The following is a 16,626-nucleotide window of genomic DNA, read 5'->3' on the forward strand; positions in this document are numbered from 1 at the left end:
GAACGACCATGGCGTCCAGCCTGACGAAGGACTCGGCCGGCCGGGGAACCCCCGGCACCGAGGGCACCTTCTTCGGCCACCCCCGCGGACTGGCCACTCTCTTCATGACCGAGATGTGGGAGCGGTTCTCCTACTACGGCATGAAGGCCCTCCTCACCGTCTACCTGCTCTCCGGCGGCCCCGACGCCGGCAAGGGGAGCATGGGCGGCGGCCTGGCCATGGACCTGGCCACCACCACCACGATCGTCGCCGTCTACTCGGCGATGGTGTACCTGCTCGCGATGCCCGGCGGTTGGCTCGGCGACCGGGTCTGGGGTCCCCGCAGGACGGTGGCGATCGCCGCCGTCACGATCATGTCCGGGCATCTGGTGCTCGCCCTGCCCGGCGGTCAGGCACCGTTCTTCGCGGGCCTGGCGCTGGTCGCGGCCGGTTCCGGTCTGCTGAAGGCCAACATCTCCACGATGGTGGGCCACCTGTACGACGGCCCCGGTGACCCGCGGCGCGACGGCGGCTTCACGATCTTCTACATGGGCATCAACGCGGGCGCCTTCTTCGCCCCGCTGGCCATCGGCACCGTCGGCCAGGAGGTCAACTGGCACCTCGGCTTCGGCCTGGCGGCGGTCGGCATGGCCATCGGTCTCGCCGTCTTCCTCGCCGGCAGCCGGACCCTGAGCCCCACCAGCGACCTCGTCCCCAAGCCGCTGGCGGCCGAGGAGCGTGCCGCCTGGCTGCGCAAGGGTCTGCTCTGGCTGGCCGTCGCGGCCGTCTTCTACGGCGCCGTGGGCCTCAGCGGGCACTTCACCCTGAACTGGGCGATGATCCCGCTCACGGTCATCGGCCTGGTCGTCCCGGCCGGTGTGCTGCTGCGCATCAAGCGGGACAAGGAACTGACCACCGCCGAGCAGTCGAAGATGACCGGCTACATCTGGTTCTTCGTCGCCGCCGCCGTGTTCTGGATGATCTACGACCAGGGCGCCTCCACGGTCCAGGCCTTCGGCTCGAACGACCAGAAGGTGGCCGGCTCACTGCTCGGCTTCGAGTTCCCGACCTCCTGGTACCAGTCGCTGAACCCGCTGTTCATCATGGCCCTGGCCCCGGTGTTCGCCTGGCTCTGGCTGTGGCTGAACCGGCAGGGCAGGGAGCCGAGCACGGCCGTGAAGTTCGCGATGGCGCTGGTGCTCATCGGCGTCTCGTTCTTCTTCTTCCTCATCCCGCTGGGGATGGCGGCGGACGGTACCCTGGCCGGCCCGATGTGGCTGGTGGGCATCTACTTCATCCAGACCGTCGGTGAGCTGTGCCTCTCCCCGGTCGGCCTGTCGGTGACGACGAAGATGGCCCCGGCCAAGTACGCCAGCCAGATGATGGGCGTGTGGTTCCTCGCCGTCACCGCGGGCGACTCCATCACCGGCCTGCTCTCCAACCCGGCCGTCGGCGGCTTCGACCTCAGCGGCACGGGCATGGTCGCCGTCGAGGCCACGCTCGCGGTCCTCGCCGGTCTCGCGATCTACATGTACCGCAGGAAGGTCAGGGCCCTCACGGGCGACGTCAACTGACCCCGCATCGGCCGATCCACGGAAGGGGCCGCCGCACCTCCGGGTGCGACGGCCCCTTCCGTGTCACTGACGTGTCGCCCCGGGGCGGATGGCCGTGCCGGCTTCGGTTTCCGTGCCGGCTTCGGTTTCCGTGCCTGTGCCTGTGCCCGCGCCCGTGTCTGTGCCCGTGCCCGTGTCCGTGTCCGTGTCGGGTGTGAACCATGGCAGGGCCGGGGTCGGGGTCGAAGCCGGGGCCGTACGTGAGGGGGAGCGCGTGCGGGGGTGTGCGTGGGCGGCGGTCGAGGGGCTCGGCCGGGGCACCCACGCGGGGAGCCTCGGTCGGCGCCTCCGCCCCTCGGGAGCCTTGCGCGCCGGGCGTGCCCGGTCGACCGCCGCCATCCCGATCCGGAACAGTGTCGCCGGGACGACGAGGCAGAGCATCAGCCAGAAGAGGGTGACGCCCCAGGGGCGGCCCACGGTCCACGGCTGTTCGGCGAGGACCCTGCCGCCGTACTTGAGGGAGACGGCGTAGTCACCGTGCGCTCCGGCGGCGAGGTCGACGGGCAGGGTGATCCGGGCCTTGCCGCCCGGCCGGATCGTCCCGCGCCAGCGCTGTTCCTCCCAGCGTGGCGCGAACACGCCGTGGGAGGTGCCGACCTGGAAGACGGGGTTCCTGACCGGTGAGGTGCCGACGTTGCCGACGGTGAGGACCAGTTCACGGGCGGGCGGCGCGCCGAACCAGGTCAACAGCCCGCCGGAGCCCCTCAGTCGAGCCTCCCTCAGCAGCGAGAGCTGTCCGCCGGTCGCCTCCCTCGGCAACGGTTCGACCGAGTGCCCGGCGACCTGGAAGGCAGCGTCGGCCGCCGCCTTCGGGCCCGTGATGGTGGAGACGTGCACGACGCACGGACACGGCACCGGGGGCTCGGACACCGGCAGTTCCCGGCGGAAGCGGCCCTCGTCGTCGGCGGTGACGGCCCGGCCGTCGGCGTTGGCACAGGAGTCGGTGCCGTCGGGCACCCCTCGCGCCGGCGTGGACCGACCGCAGATCAGCACCATCAGGATCGCCTTCGGCCGCCAGCCACCACCGGTCACGGTGACCGAACCGCCGGTCCCGGCCTGCGTCCTGGACAGCTTCACGGTCGGCTTGTCCGCGGCCTGCGCGCTGCCGCCGAAGGGCGCCAGGAGCACGACGACGAGGGCGAGCACCACCGTGAGCGCCGAGATGCGCGGGGTGGGGTCGTGTGTCGGGTGCGCCGCCGTGACCGGCCGCCTTCTGATCACGTTCCGGCTCCCGTCAGCGACGTACCGCCTGGTTCCTGCGTGTCACCCACAGAGCCCCCGCCGCGCCCGCGAGCAGCACCGTGCCGCCGAGCGTGCCGAGCGCGACCACGGAGTCCAGCGGGCCGGTCTGCGGAAGCTCACCGCCCGAGCCCCCCGTACCGCCCGAGCCGCCGGTGGCGGACCCGCCCCCCGTACCGCCCGAGGTGCCCCCGCTTCCGGCGGTGACGTCCAGGGTCAGCGAGGGGCCGGGGTCGTTGCCCGGTGTGCAGGTCGTCACCGTGCCGAGGGCCTTGATGGTGAGCACACCCGCGGTGAAGTCGACCTTGCCGGTCTTCTTCGGGGTGTACGTACCGCTCAGGTCATTGATCTTGATCGGTGTGTTGGCCGGGATCGCCTCCTGGTTCGCCGGCCCCGTCACCGTGAGCGTCCCGCTGTCGGCCCCGCCCAGCACGATCGTGGCGCTCGGCGTCATCGCGCCCTTGCCCAGCTCGACCGGGCTGGACGACACGCCCTTCTGCCACGACATCGTGATCTTGTAGCCGTCGCCGCTCTCGACACCCTTGATGTCGATCGGCGACACCGCGGACTTGTCCCCGATGGGCGTCTTGCAGTTGTACTCGACGTCCACGACCTCGGCATGGGCCACCGGGGCGGCCATCAGCACCGCTGAGCCGACCAGGGCCGCGAGGGACGCGAGCGCGGCGGTTCGTTTCTGGTACGTCCGGTACGACACCTCGGCACCCCACATTTCTGACGGAACATCAGATCGGCGGCTCAAGGTACGCCGGGGCCCGTGGAGAAGGAAGACACACGCAGGTGTCGGATGAGTGTCGATGAACCGGGGAGGCTCCACGCCGAAGAAAGTCCGCCGGTTCACCGGGGACGGGTTCGCCGATCCATGGCGACGGGCTCGCCGACCCGTGGCTTCACCGATCCATGGCGACGACTTCACCGAACCACGGGGACAGGTTCGCGGGTACGCGGTGACGGGTCGGCAGGTCCACGGGGGTGGACTCGCAACGCCCTACGAGGCGCCCCGCGCACCGATCGCCGACCCCCACGACCTTCGCGGCCGCCGGCGCGTCACACCCCCACGGCGCTCAGGCCGGCGCCCCCAGCTCCGCCCACACCGTCTTCCCGGACTCCCCGGGGGCCCGTACGACCCCCCAGTCCAGACACAGCCGCTGCACGATGAACATCCCGTGCCCACCCGGGCGGCCCGCCCGGTGCGGCGTCCGGGGCGCCGGATTGCCCGCGCCCCGGTCGGACACCTCGATCCGCAGCACCTTGTTGTCGCACGCGATCCGCAGCTCGGCCGGGCCCTCCGCATGGAGGCACGCGTTGGTGACCAGCTCGGACACCACCAGCAGGACGTCCTCCGCCGCCGCCCGCTGGTCCGCGGTCGCGGCGGGCAGCCAGCCCCACTCGTGCAGCGCCTGGCGGGTGAAGTCACGGGCGAGCGGCACCACCCCGCTCTCGCCCTCGAAGCTGAGCCGACGGGACTGACGACCCGTGGAGGGGGCAGCGGGCGGGTCCGCCCCGGGCACCCCCGAAGCGCCGCCGGCACCCGGTTCCGGGCCGCGGTCGCCCGGCGAGAAGGGCCGGGTGGTGCTCATCAGCGCTTCACCTCACCGATTCACCGGTACACGATTCAGGACTCATCAAGGGTGCGGGGCGGGGCCCCGCGGTACGTGCTGTCTTCTGCTGTCATCCGTTGCGCCATCCGTACTTCCCGTCACACTTCGCCGTACTGCCGAGCCGTCGTCGGCTCTCCGCCGCGCCGCCGTCGGGTCTCCGCCGGACCGTCGCCGGGCCGCTGTCGGAGCACCGCCGTCCGCCCCACCGCCCGTCCACGCCGCCCCGCCACCGAGCCTCCCGGGTCACGGCCGACCCGTTCGCCGACACGTTCAGGATGTCTCCTGCCCGAGCGAACCGTCAGAACACCCATGTTTTCGGCACAGAAGCTGTGACGCGAACAACCAACGGGTGGGGACGGGAGCCCGGGGCCGACCTCGCAGGCCGGACGGGCCGGTCCGACGGCACCGGCGACCGGAGCGACGGACCCCTTGGACAGGAGCGCGGCCGACAGGCCCGGGCTAGTCGCCCAGGGCCGCTTCGAGGGTGTCGTGCACGGTGAACACCGCGTCCGCCCCGGTGATCTCGAAGACCCGCGCCACCGCCGGGAGCATGCCCGCCAGATGGACGCCACCGCCCCCCGCCTCCGCCCTGAGCCGCACGCCCAGCAGGACGTTCAGCCCGGTGGAGTCGCAGAACTCCAGCAGTGAGCAGTCCACCACCAGACGCGTGAATCCCTTTTCCAGGCAGCTTTCGAGTGGCTCGCGCAACAGATCGGCGGTGTGGTGATCCAGCTCACCCGCCGGCGTCACGACGGCACTGGAGCCCTCTTCCCGCACCTCGACCCGTAGCCGGCCCGACTGTGCGCTGCCGACCGTCCCACGGTCCATGCCGTCTCTCTCCCGACCGTTGTGACTGCTGACTCGGCCTCGAACACTACGCCTTCTCCACACTCTCCGACACCCGAACAATCCCCCGAAAAGGGACATTTCAGTACACCACGCACTTGCGACGACGTCCTGAAACCGGGTAGGGCTAGTAGTGCACCAAACGACACGGCCGGCTTTGGAGGCGCCGCACACCGCAGTGCACGTACAGGCATCGGCGGCCATATGCCGAGAACGATGGAGGACATCATGTCACCCCGGCTCGACGCATCGCATACCCAGAGGGCGACGTCGGCATCCGCCCCGGAAGAGGCTCAGGACGACCTCGCCCACGATCCGGGCGACGGGCTCGCCGACCTGCCGGAGATCCCCCCGTTCGACGAGGTGGGCCCGGTGGACGCTCGGGCGCTGTCCAAGACCCTCTTCGAGCGGCTGGAGTCCCTCGAGGAAGGCACGTACGAGTACTCGTACGTGCGCAACACGCTCGTCGAACTCAACCTGGCCCTGGTGAAGTTCGCCGCCTCCCGGTTCCGCTCCCGCAGCGAGCCCATGGAGGACATCATCCAGGTCGGCACGATCGGCCTCATCAAGGCGATCGACCGCTTCGAACTGAGCCGTGGCGTCGAGTTCCCCACGTTCGCGATGCCGACCATCGTCGGTGAGATCAAGCGTTTCTTCCGTGACACGAGCTGGTCCGTGCGGGTGCCGCGCAGGCTGCAGGAACTCCGGCTGGACCTCGCCAAGGCCGGCGACGAGCTGGCCCAGAAGCTCGACCGCGCCCCCACCGTGGGCGAGCTGGCGGAGCGTCTGGGGCTGACGAACGACGAGGTCGTCGAGGGCATGGCCGCGTCGAACGCATACACCGCCTCGTCGCTGGACGCCCAGCCCGAGGAGGACGACTCCGAGGGCGCGCTGGCGGACCGGATCGGCTACGAGGACCACGGGCTCGAAGGCATCGAGTACGTCGAGTCCCTGAAGCCGCTGATCGCCGGACTGCCGCCGCGCGACCGGCAGATCCTCTCCCTCCGCTTCGTGGCCAACATGACGCAGTCCGAGATCGGGGACGAGCTGGGCATCTCCCAGATGCACGTCTCCCGGCTGCTGTCCCGCACGCTGGTACGGCTGCGCAAGGGACTGACGCTGGAGGAGTGAGCGCGGGCGGGCGCCACCGCCGACGAGCACGATGACCGTGACCGTGACCGTGACCGTGACGGCGACAGTGGCAGTGGCAGTGGCAGTGGCAGTGAATGAAGTCGGCCGGGTGCGGCAGGAGTTCCGACACTCCTCCCGTACCCGGCCGAACCGTTTCCGGCCTGCCCACTCTCTCGCCCCCTTACCGCAAGAAACCCCTTCCCTTCGGTTCACCTTCCGTCACTATGGTCACGCGCCAGACTGTTCGGTATCCCAGAAGCCGACTGGCGGACACGGGGGTGCGAGGAGGCACGAGGATGACTCGGGCTCGGGACGAGCGCCCCGACGACGACAGCCATGAGAACCGGCAGGGCACCGGCGCGCCGGGCGCACGCCCCGACGACGGGTCCGAGCACCGGCACGCGAACGCGTCCGACGCGCGGCTCACCGCTCTGTTGCGCACCGACTCGCCGATCGCCTACACGGCCCTGCGCGAGCTGCGCGAGCGCCACCACCCGTCGGTCCTCGCCTATGCCCGGCTGTGTGCGGCGAGCGAGTCCTCGGCCCGGGAGCTGGCGACGCAGGCGTTCACGATCGCCACCCGGGAGACGGCGCGCGGCTCCGAGGCGGCCGTCCCCTGGCGCCATCAACTGCTCCTGCTGACCGTCCGGGTGGCCGCCACCTGGACCACGGACGAACACGCGACCGGTCTCGCGCCCGCCCTGCGCCCCGTGCTGGCCACGGCGGGCCCCGACGGCCCCGTCCCGCCCCTGCTCGCGGCGTTCCGGTCCCTGGCGACCAGGCCCCAGGGGCTCATCTGGTACGGCGTCGTGGAGCAGGAGCCGGAGAACCGTACGGCCGTGCTGCTCGGCCTCACCGCCGACGACGTGACGTACATGCGCGAGTCCGCGCTCCAGGCCCTGCGCCAGGCCTGTCTGCGCGGGCGTCTCGCCGCCTCCGACGACCCGCGCTGCCAGGACTTCCGGCGGCTGATCGAGGAGTCCGTACGGCCGGACTCCCCTCGCCACAGCACCGATCTGCGCGCCCACATGGAGCACTGCCCCTACTGCTCGGGCGCGTACGAGGAGCTGTGCGCCCTGCGCGACAGCCCGCGCGCGACGCTCGCGGAGGGGTTGCTGCCCTGGGGCGGTACGGCGTACACGCGGGGCGGAGTCGGCGGGCGGGCGGGCGCCGGCGCGGCGGCGGACTTCTCGGAGCCGGAGAACGGTGCGGACGGCACCGGCGGGGCGACCGGCGGGACTTGGGGGGGCTCCGGAGCGGGCGGGTGGGCGGGAGCCTCCGCCGCGACCGCCACCGCGGCGGGGACCTGGACGGGGTCCGGCCCGGGCGACGGGTCCGGCGGGGGCGGGGCGCCCGGGTCGGGCATGGGGTCCGGCTCCGGCTCCGGCCCTGTCGGGTCAGGGTCCGGCGCCGACCGCGGCGGACCCGGTGCCGGTCCCCGTTTCGGATCCGGTGCCGGTGCCGGTGCCGGTGCCGGTGCCGGTGCCGGTGCCGGTGCCGGTGCCGGGGATCGTTCCGTGGACGGGGCGGCTGCGGAGCCTTCGGGCGGCGCGTCGGCCTGGGCGGAGGCATGGGCGGGGCCCGGGGACGGGGCCTGGGCAGGGGCGGGGGACGGAGCCGGGGCGGCAGCCGGGGCCGATGGGGAAGCCGTGGCCGGGAAAAGGGGCGGGCCGGGAACGGCCGCCGGGTCCTGGGCGGCGGGACCCGAGACGGAGTCCTTCGCCGCGAGCGGGGCCGGGCCCGCCACTGGGTCCTGGGCGGCGGAGGGCGGCAGTGGGGGCCGGGTGGCGGGGGCCAAGTGGTCCCGGTCCCGGCGGATCGTGCTCACCTCGGTGGCCCTCGGGGTGGCGCTGGCGCCGCTGCTGGCCTTCCTGGTGTTCTCGGGGTCGGTCGGCTCGTCGTCCTCCGACGACGCGGCCGGTTCCGGCGGCACGCCCGCGGCTCCGCCGTCGGGGGCGGTGACCCCCACGGTCCCGCCGAGCCCGACGCCGTCCCCGACCCCCTCGGAGACCGCGAGCCCCTCGAAGCCCCCGCGGAAGGAGAAGCCGACGCGGAGCCCGAGCCCGAGTCCGTCCGACACGGGCTCGCCGACGCCGTCGTCGCCGTACGGGCCGCCGCTGAGCGGTGCCTACACGCAGGTGGTGAACATCGCCTCGGGGCTGTGCCTGGACATCCGGGGCGAGCTGGCGAAGGGCACCGACGTCGTCACTGCCACCTGCTCCTCGCGCGCCACCCAGCGCTGGCGTGTCGACTCCGGGCGCGACGCCCTGCAGTCGTTCGCCGACCCCGACCTGTGCCTCGACAGCCGTGGGGCGATCGACGACGGCGTGGGCGTCTGGGAGTGCGACTCGCTCGACGGGGACAAGGGCGACAACCTCAGGTTCGAGGTCGACTCCCGGGGAGTGATCCGCCCGGCGATCGCGGGGCGGTTCGCCGTGACGCCGGACGCGCTCGGTTCCGTCGGCTTCGCCGTGGCGTCGGGGCGCGACGGGCAGCGGTGGCGGGCCGGGTCCGGACCGGCCTCTGCCTGAGACCGGTCCGAGCCTCCTGCGCTCCGTACCGGTCAGACGACGCGGACGCCCCTGCGCCACACACCCGTGACCAGCGGCACGCCGGGCCGGTAGGCGAGGTGGACGTGGCTGGGCGCGTCCAGCAGGGCGAGATCGGCGTACGCGCCCGGCGTGAGCCGGCCGACGTCATCACGGCGGAGCGCCCGCGCGCCCCCCGCCGTGGCCGACCAGACCGCCTCGTCCGGCGTCATCCCCATGTCCCGCACGGCGAGCGCGACGCAGAAGGGGACGGACGAGGTGAAGGACGACCCCGGATTGCAGTCCGTGGAGAGGGCGACGGTGACGCCCGCGTCGAGGAGCCGGCGCGCGTCCGGCCACTCGGCGCGGGTGGAGAACTCGGCGCCCGGGAGGAGGGTGGCGACCGTCCGGCCGTGCGCGAGGGCGTCCACGTCTGCGTCGGTGAGGTGGGTGCAGTGGTCCGCGCTCGCCGCGTCCAGTTCCACGGCGAGCTGGACGCCGGGGCCGTACGACAGCTGGTTGGCGTGGATGCGCGGGTGCAGACCCCTGGCCCGGCCCGCCGTGAGGATCGCGCGGGCCTGGTCGCCGTCGAAGGCGCCCTTCTCGCAGAAGACGTCGATCCAACGGGCGTGGGGCGCGCAGGCGTCGAGCATCTCGCCGGTGACGAGGGCGACGTAGGCGGCGGGGTCCTCGGCGTGGTCGGGGGAGACGATGTGGGCGCCGAGGTACGTCACCTCGTCCGTGTGCCGGGCGGCGATGCGCAGTGCCCGCGCCTCGTCCTCGACGGTCAGGCCGTAGCCCGACTTGGTCTCGAAGGTGGTCGTGCCCTGACGGAGTGCCTCGCGGAGGTAACGGGTGAGGTTGGCCTCCAGTTCCTCGTCGGTGGCGGCGCGGGTGGCGGCGACGGTCGTACGGATGCCGCCCGCGCTGTAGGCCCGGCCGGACATGCGGGCGTTGAACTCGGCGGTCCGGTCGCCCGCGAAGACGAGGTGGGAGTGGGAGTCCACGAAGCCCGGGATCACCGCCCGTCCACCGGCGTCGACCCGATTGTCAGTGGCGGGTGCTTTGCTCTGATCACCGGTCCACGCGATGCGGTCGCCGTCGATGACGACGGCCGCGTCCTGGACCAGTCCGAGGGGGGAACCGTCGCCGAGGGAGGGGTCGTTGGTGACCAGGGCAGCGATGTTGGTGATGAGCGTGCTGGCGGTGCTCACCGAGTGGGCGGGGCTGTCGGTCGTCGGGCTGCTCATGGCGTCCTTGGTTGCCTGGTCGGCGGTCGGTTCGGGATCGGGGTCCGGGTCGGGGGCCGGGCGCGCGGGTGGTCGGGCGGGTTTCATCCGCGCAGTGCCGCGACGGCGTCGGCGAGGGCCTTCGGCACATCCGGTACGAGCGTGTGCGCCCCGTCCCGTACGACGTGCCGACCTCCCACCACCGTGTGCGACACGTCCGCTGCCGACGCGGCGAATACCGCCGTCTCCGCGCCCAGTCGTGGCAGCGGCCCCGCTGTCCTGACCGAGTCGAGCGCGATCGTGGTGAAGTCGGCGAGCGCGCCCGTCTCCAGGGTGCCGGCGTCGTCCCAGCCGATCGCCGCGTGGCCGTCGGCCGAGGCCGCCCGCAGGAGGGCCGCCGCCGTCCAGTGACCGCGCGTACGGGTGCGCAGCCGCTCGTTCAGCTCCATCGCGCGCGCCTCTTCGAGCAGGTCGATGACGGCGTGGCTGTCGGAGCCGAGGGAGAGCGGGGAGCCCGCGCGTTGCAGGGCGACAGCCGGTCCGATGCCGTCCGCGAGGTCCCGTTCGGTCGTGGGGCACATACAGGTTCCGGTGCCGCTGTCGCCGAGGAGGGCGATGTCCTCGTCGGTGAGGTGGGTGTTGTGGACGCCCGTCGTACGGGGGCCCAGCACACCGTGGTCGGCGAGGAGCTGGGCGGGGGTGCGGCCGTGTGCCGCGTGGCAGGCGTCGTTCTCCGCCGTCTGCTCCGACAGGTGCACGTGCAGCGGGGCCCGCCGCTCCTCGGCCCAGCGCGCCACGGTCGCCAACTGGGCGGCGGGGACGGCCCGGACGGAGTGCACGGCGGCGCCGATCCGCGCGTGATCCCGGTCCTTGAGAACTGAACAGCGTTCCGCCCAGGCCTCCGCCGTGCCGTCGGAGAAGCGGAGCTGGTGGTGGCCGGGCGCCTTGCCGAAGCCGGCGGAGAGGTAGGCGGTGTCGAGGAGGGTGATCCGGATGCCCGCCTCGGCGGCCGCCTGGACGAGCGCCTCGCCCATGGCGTTCGGGTCGGCGTACGGGGTGCCGCCGGGGGCGTGGTGCACGTAGTGGAACTCGCCCACCGCCGTGATCCCGGCCAGCGCCATCTCCGCGTACACGGCCCGCGCGAGGGCGAGGTAGGTGTCCGGGGTCAGCCGGTCCGCCACCCGGTACATGACCTCGCGCCAGGTCCAGAAGGTGCCCGAGCCGACCTGGACGGTGCCGCGCAGGGCCCGGTGGAAGGCGTGGCTGTGGGCGTTGGCGAGGCCGGGCAGGGTGAGGCCGCGCAGGACGACCGCGCCCGGGGGCGGGGTGGGCGTCGAGGTGCGCACGGCGGTGATGCGGCCGTCGGAGCCGCCGGTGGTCACCGTGAGGGTGACGCCCGGCTCGACGTGCGTGCCGAGCCAGGCGTGTTCGAGCCAGTAGGTCGTCTCCGTCACCTGCGGGCCAGCCCTTCCAGTACGTCGGCGAGCGCGGTCACCCCGGCCAGGCAGTCGTCCTCGGCGGCGTGCTCGGCCGGGGAGTGCGAGACGCCGGTGGGGTTGCGCACGAACAGCATGGCGGTCGGGACGGTCCCGGAGAGGATCCCGGCGTCGTGTCCGGCTCCGGTTCCGAGCACCGGCACCTTCAGATCGGCCGTGTCCCGGCCCAGGATGCGGGCGATCTCGTCGCGCAGCGCGTGTTCGAACTCGACGACGGGCGTGAAGGACTCCCGGACGACGTCCAGTTCGATCCCGTGCTCCTGGGCGTAGTCGCGGGCCGCCTCCTCGATCGCGCCGACGACCGTGTCCAGCGTCGCCTGGTCCTCGGCGCGGGAGTCGAGCCAGCCGCGCACGAGGGAGGGGATGGCGTTGACGCCGTTCGGCTCGACGGAGATCTTGCCGAAAGTGGCGACGGCGCCGGCCAGCCGGGCCTCGCGGCGGGCCGCGAGGACGGTCTCCGCGTACGACAGCATGGGGTCCCGGCGGTCGACGAGGCGGGTGGTCCCGGCGTGGTTCGCCTCGCCCCGGAAGTCGAACCGCCATCGCCCGTGCGGCCAGATCGCACTGGCGATCCCGACGGCGTCCCCGGACAGGTCCAGGGCCCGCCCCTGCTCGACGTGCAGTTCGACGAAGGCCCCGATCCGCGCGAGGCGTTCGGGATCGGGCCCGATGCCGTCCGGGTCGTAGCCGGCGGCCTCCATCGCCCGGGGCAGGGTGACGCCGTCCCCGTCGGTCAGCCGTCCCGCCTGCTCGGCGGTCAGCTGCCCGGTGGCCAGCCGTGAGCCGACGCAGGCCAGCCCGAAGCGCGCGCCCTCCTCGTCACCGAAGTTGACGATGGCGAGCGGTTTGTCGAACCGGGCGCCCCGGGCGCGGAGTTCGTCGAGCGCGGCGAAGGAGGACACCACGCCGAGGGGCCCGTCGAAGGCCCCGCCGTCGGGCACGGAGTCGAGGTGCGACCCGGTGACCACGGCGTCCCCGGCGGCGGGGTCGCCGAGCCAGGCCCACTGGTTGCCGTTCCGGTCGACCTCGTGGTGGAGTCCCCGGTCCCGGGCCTGCTCCTCGAACCAGGCCCGGCAGTCGGCGTCGGCGGCGGTCCAGGCGAAGCGGCGGTAGCCGCCGGAGCCGGGGTGGCGGCCGATGGGCCCGAGGTCGCGCCACATCTCGTGGAAGGAGGCGCCACCGGTGACGGGCCGGGGGGAGCGCTCGGCGTCGGTCCCCGTCGGGGTGCTGCCGCCGCGCCCCCCTGCGCGCTGGGTCACGCGTCCTCACCCTCGCGCATCGGCACGCGGACGCCCCGGTCGTCGGCGACGGACTCGGCGATGTCGTAGCCCGCGTCGACGTGCCGGATCACGCCCATCCCGGGGTCGTTGGTGAGCACCCGGCGGAGCTTCTCGCCGCCCAGCTTCGTGCCGTCGGCGACCGTGACCTGCCCGGCGTGGAGGGAGCGGCCCATGCCGACGCCGCCGCCGTGGTGGATCGACACCCAGGACGCGCCGGAGGCGACGTTGACCATGGCGTTCAGCAGGGGCCAGTCGGCGATCGCGTCGGAGCCGTCGAGCATGGCCTCGGTCTCGCGGTAGGGGGAGGCGACGGAACCGGAGTCGAGGTGGTCGCGGCCGATGACCAGCGGGGCCGCCAGCTCGCCGCTCGCCACCATGTCGTTGAACCGCTCGCCGGCCTTGTCCCGCTCGCCGTAGCCGAGCCAGCAGATGCGGGCCGGCAGGCCCTGGAAGTGGACGCGCTCGCCGGCCATCCTGATCCAGCGGTGGAGGGACTCGTTCTCCGGGAACAGGTCCAGGAGTGCCCGGTCGGTCTTGGCGATGTCGGCGGGGTCGCCGGAGAGGGCGGCCCAGCGGAAGGGGCCCTTGCCCTCGCAGAAGAGGGGCCGGATGTAGGCGGGGACGAAGCCGGGGAAGGCGAACGCCCGCTCGTAGCCCGCGAGCTGGGCCTCGCCGCGGATGGAGTTGCCGTAGTCGAAGACCTCGGCGCCGGCGTCCTGGAAGCCGACCATGGCCTCGACGTGCCGGGCCATCGACTCACGCGCGCGGGTGGTGAACCCGGCCGGGTCCTTCGCCGCGTAGGACGCCATGTCGTCGAAGTCCAGGCCCGTGGGGAGGTAGGACAGCGGGTCGTGGGCGGAGGTCTGGTCGGTGACGATGTCGATGGGGGCGCCCATCGCGAGGAGCTGGGGGACGAGGTCGGCCGCGTTGCCGAGGACGCCGATGGACAGCGGGCGGCGGGCGTCACGGGCCTCGACGGCCAGCTGGAGGGCGTGGTCGAGCGAGTCGGCCTTCACGTCGAGGTAGCGGTGCTCGATGCGGCGGTCGATGGCGCGCGGGTCGCAGTCGACACAGATCGCGACGCCGTCGTTCATGGTCACGGCGAGGGGCTGGGCGCCGCCCATGCCGCCGAGGCCGGCGGTGAGGGTGATCGTCCCGGCGAGGGTGCCGCCGAACTTCTTGGCGGCCACGGCGGCGAAGGTCTCGTAGGTGCCCTGGAGGATGCCCTGGGTGCCGATGTAGATCCAGGAACCGGCGGTCATCTGGCCGTACATGGTCAGCCCGAGCTGTTCCAGCCGGCGGAACTCCTCCCAGTTGGCCCAGTCGCCGACGAGGTTGGAGTTGGCGATGAGGACACGGGGCGCCCACTCGTGGGTCTGCATGACACCGACGGGGCGGCCCGACTGGACGAGCATGGTCTCGTCCTGCTTGAGGGTCCGCAGGGTCCGGACCATGGCGTCGAAGGAGCGCCAGTCACGGGCGGCCTTGCCCGTGCCGCCGTAGACGACGAGCTTGTCGGGGTGCTCGGCGACCTCGGGGTCGAGGTTGTTCTGCAGCATGCGCAGGGCGGCTTCCTGCTGCCAGCCCAGGGTGCTGAGTTCCGTACCACGCGGCGCTCGGACGGGGCGGGGTCCTGACACGGTCTGCCTCCTCGCTATACAGCAACTATTCACATCCTGACTTGCTGAATAGAGCTAGTCAATACAGCCGTAGGGCCAGCGACGGCACGCCAGGGGTGTTTGGCTGGAGACAGTGGCCCTCTGGGCTCGGACGACGACACGACAGCGGGGGACGGGATGGGAGACGTGACGAACGGGACCGGTGGGGAGAGGCCCACCACCCGGCACGAGGGGGCGGCGGGGAGCCGCCCCCGGCACCGGAGCGAGGCACAGGAGGAGCGCATCGACGGGCAGGACGGGGACGGCGAGCCGACGCTGCGGCTGTTCGACACCGACGGCGAGCGGGCCGCCCGGCGGGACGAGGCCGTGCGGGCGGCCGTGGAGCAGGGGCTGCTCTCCCCCGGCACCCCGGTCGTCGCGCTCCTCGACGTCACCGGGATCCGGGCCTCGGCGGGAGCGCTGCGCAGGGCGTTCGACGCGGTGACGGCACCCGGGACGCCCGTGCTGCACGCGTTCGCGGTGAAGGCGACGCCGCTGGTGCCCGTGCTGCGGCTGCTGCGCGAGGCGGGCATCGGCGCGGAGGTGGCGAGCGCCGGGGAACTGGCCCTGGCGCGGGCGGCCGGGGTGTCGCCCCGGCACACCGTGCTGGACTCACCCGCCAAGACCCCGGCCGAGCTGCGGGAGGCGCTGGCGCTGGGCATCGCGGTCAACGCCGACAATCCGCAGGAGCTGGACCGGATCGACGCGCTCGTCCGGTCGGCCCCCACCCGCTCCCCCGTCGGCATCCGGGTGAACCCGCAGGTCGGCTCGGGCGCGATCGACGCGTTGTCCACGGCGACGGCCACCTCCAAGTTCGGCGTGGCGCTCCGGGACGAGGGCGCCCGGGAGTGGGTCGTCCAGGCGTGTCTGGACCGGCCCTGGCTGAGCCGGCTGCACGCGCACAGCGGGTCCCAGGGGATGCCGCTGTCGCTGATGACACGGGGGATCACCGAGACGTACGAACTGGCGGAGGAGATCAACCGGCGGATCGGGCGGCGGCAGATCGACACGATCGACATCGGCGGCGGGCTGCCGGTGAACTTCGCGTCGGAGGCGGCGACACCGACGTACGAGCAGTACGCACGGCTGCTGGCGGAGGCGGTGCCCGGGCTGTTCGACGGGCGGTACGGGCTGGTGACCGAGTTCGGGAGGTCACTGCTCGCCAAGCACGGGACGATCGTGGCCCGCGTCGAGTACACCAAGCGCGCCGGCGGGCGCGCCATCGCGGTCACGCACGCCGGGGTGCAGGTGGCGACGCGGACGGTGTACGCGCCCGGCTCCTGGCCGCTGCGGATCGCCGCGTACGACGCCAAGGGCCGGGTGAAGAGCGGGCCGGTGGCGGTGCAGGACGTGGCGGGGCCCGCCTGTTTCGCGGGGGACCTGCTGGCCGAGGGGCGCTCGCTGCCGTTGTTCGAGCCGGGTGACTACGCGGCCGCGCTGGACACCGGCGCGTACTACTTCGCGCACCACTACGCGTACAACTCCCTGCCCCGGCCCGGGGTCTACGGGTACGCCCCCGGGGAGCCCGGGGAGGGGGAGACGCGGTTCGCGGTGGTGCGCCGGGCGCAGACCGTGGAGCAGATCGTGGCCGAGGCGGGCGGAGCGGAGCGGTCGGGGCTGCTGGGGCTCTGACCGGCGCCCGCCGGCTCGGATGACCGTGGTGCGGCAACCGCGCGGGCCGGCCGTGGCGATCGCGCGGTCCCCCGCGCCCCTGGACCGCCCGGGGATACCTGGGGGTGCCCGGCCGAGAGTCGCGCACCCGCTCGTGCGCCCCTCACGCCCCCCAGAATGAGGGATGCCCGGCGCCTCGTCCGCGCCCCGCATGCGGGCCTGCCGCATAGGCGCACCTCAGCGCACCGGCGTACCGCCCGGCTCCCAACAGCGGTGAAAAGCAGGCAAGTCGACCCACCTTAGTGGCCCCTCCGCATGTTCCGCTGGAAAATGCCAGATCGCTCACCCCTCGCGCACACGTTGCGTAGCGTCTGCGTCACTCAGCCGAACCGCAGGC

The 16,626-nt window shown here is 73.0% G+C and carries 12 protein-coding genes; 4 read left to right on the top strand and 8 right to left on the bottom strand.

Annotated elements, in window-relative coordinates:
* Window positions 1-8: 8 nt before the first annotated feature.
* Window positions 9-1,553: a peptide MFS transporter gene (locus tag H4687_RS19420; protein ID WP_046916576.1), complete on the top strand. Its 1,545-nt coding sequence runs from the start codon at window positions 9-11 to the stop codon at window positions 1,551-1,553.
* A 63-nt stretch (window positions 1,554-1,616) separates the two neighbouring features.
* On the opposite strand, the gene H4687_RS19425 is transcribed toward H4687_RS19420, so the two are convergent.
* From H4687_RS19425 to H4687_RS19440, 4 genes are all read right to left on the bottom strand, one after another.
* Complete coding sequence (locus H4687_RS19425) at window positions 1,617-2,813, bottom strand: hypothetical protein (RefSeq protein ID WP_050398369.1); 1,197 nt, start codon at window positions 2,811-2,813, stop codon at window positions 1,617-1,619.
* Between the two features lie 13 nt (window positions 2,814-2,826).
* Entirely contained in the window at window positions 2,827-3,561 is a 735-nt protein-coding gene (locus tag H4687_RS19430) for a hypothetical protein (protein WP_046919208.1), read from the bottom strand.
* Between the two features lie 352 nt (window positions 3,562-3,913).
* Entirely contained in the window at window positions 3,914-4,429 is a 516-nt protein-coding gene (locus H4687_RS19435; RefSeq protein ID WP_020115596.1) for an ATP-binding protein, read from the bottom strand.
* 480 nt (window positions 4,430-4,909) lie between these two features.
* Window positions 4,910-5,278 (bottom strand): STAS domain-containing protein, encoded by a 369-nt coding sequence (locus H4687_RS19440; protein ID WP_005485726.1) that lies wholly within the window; start codon window positions 5,276-5,278, stop codon window positions 4,910-4,912.
* A gap of 234 nt (window positions 5,279-5,512) precedes the next feature.
* Between H4687_RS19440 and H4687_RS19445 the strand changes: the two genes are divergently transcribed.
* A complete protein-coding gene (locus tag H4687_RS19445; protein WP_046920016.1) occupies window positions 5,513-6,427 on the top strand; it encodes an RNA polymerase sigma factor SigF in 915 nt (304 codons plus the stop codon).
* Between the two features lie 296 nt (window positions 6,428-6,723).
* Window positions 6,724-8,958 carry an RICIN domain-containing protein gene (locus H4687_RS48080; protein WP_050398368.1) on the top strand — a complete coding sequence of 745 codons (2,235 nt, stop codon included), beginning with the start codon at window positions 6,724-6,726 and terminating at the stop codon, window positions 8,956-8,958.
* A gap of 32 nt (window positions 8,959-8,990) precedes the next feature.
* On the opposite strand, the gene hutI is transcribed toward H4687_RS48080, so the two are convergent.
* From hutI to hutU, 4 genes are read right to left on the bottom strand one after another with little or no spacing between them, the layout of a single operon-like run.
* Window positions 8,991-10,292 (bottom strand): imidazolonepropionase, encoded by a 1,302-nt coding sequence (gene hutI / locus H4687_RS19455; RefSeq protein WP_050398367.1) that lies wholly within the window; start codon window positions 10,290-10,292, stop codon window positions 8,991-8,993.
* A complete protein-coding gene (locus tag H4687_RS19460; RefSeq protein WP_046912846.1) occupies window positions 10,289-11,638 on the bottom strand; it encodes a formimidoylglutamate deiminase in 1,350 nt (449 codons plus the stop codon). Before H4687_RS19460 ends, hutI begins: the two co-directional genes overlap by 4 nt.
* Complete coding sequence (locus H4687_RS19465) at window positions 11,635-12,939, bottom strand: allantoate amidohydrolase (RefSeq protein ID WP_046912847.1); 1,305 nt, start codon at window positions 12,937-12,939, stop codon at window positions 11,635-11,637. Before H4687_RS19465 ends, H4687_RS19460 begins: the two co-directional genes overlap by 4 nt.
* A complete protein-coding gene (hutU, locus tag H4687_RS19470; protein WP_046912848.1) occupies window positions 12,936-14,600 on the bottom strand; it encodes a urocanate hydratase in 1,665 nt (554 codons plus the stop codon). The genes H4687_RS19465 and hutU overlap by 4 nt, the downstream gene beginning before the upstream one ends.
* A gap of 156 nt (window positions 14,601-14,756) precedes the next feature.
* Between hutU and H4687_RS19475 the strand changes: the two genes are divergently transcribed.
* Window positions 14,757-16,250 (top strand): type III PLP-dependent enzyme domain-containing protein, encoded by a 1,494-nt coding sequence (locus tag H4687_RS19475; RefSeq protein WP_046912849.1) that lies wholly within the window; start codon window positions 14,757-14,759, stop codon window positions 16,248-16,250.
* The last annotated feature ends 376 nt before the right edge of the window (window positions 16,251-16,626 follow it).

Origin of the sequence: Streptomyces stelliscabiei, assembly GCF_014873495.1 — a bacterium.
GTDB lineage: Bacteria > Actinomycetota > Actinomycetes > Streptomycetales > Streptomycetaceae > Streptomyces > Streptomyces bottropensis.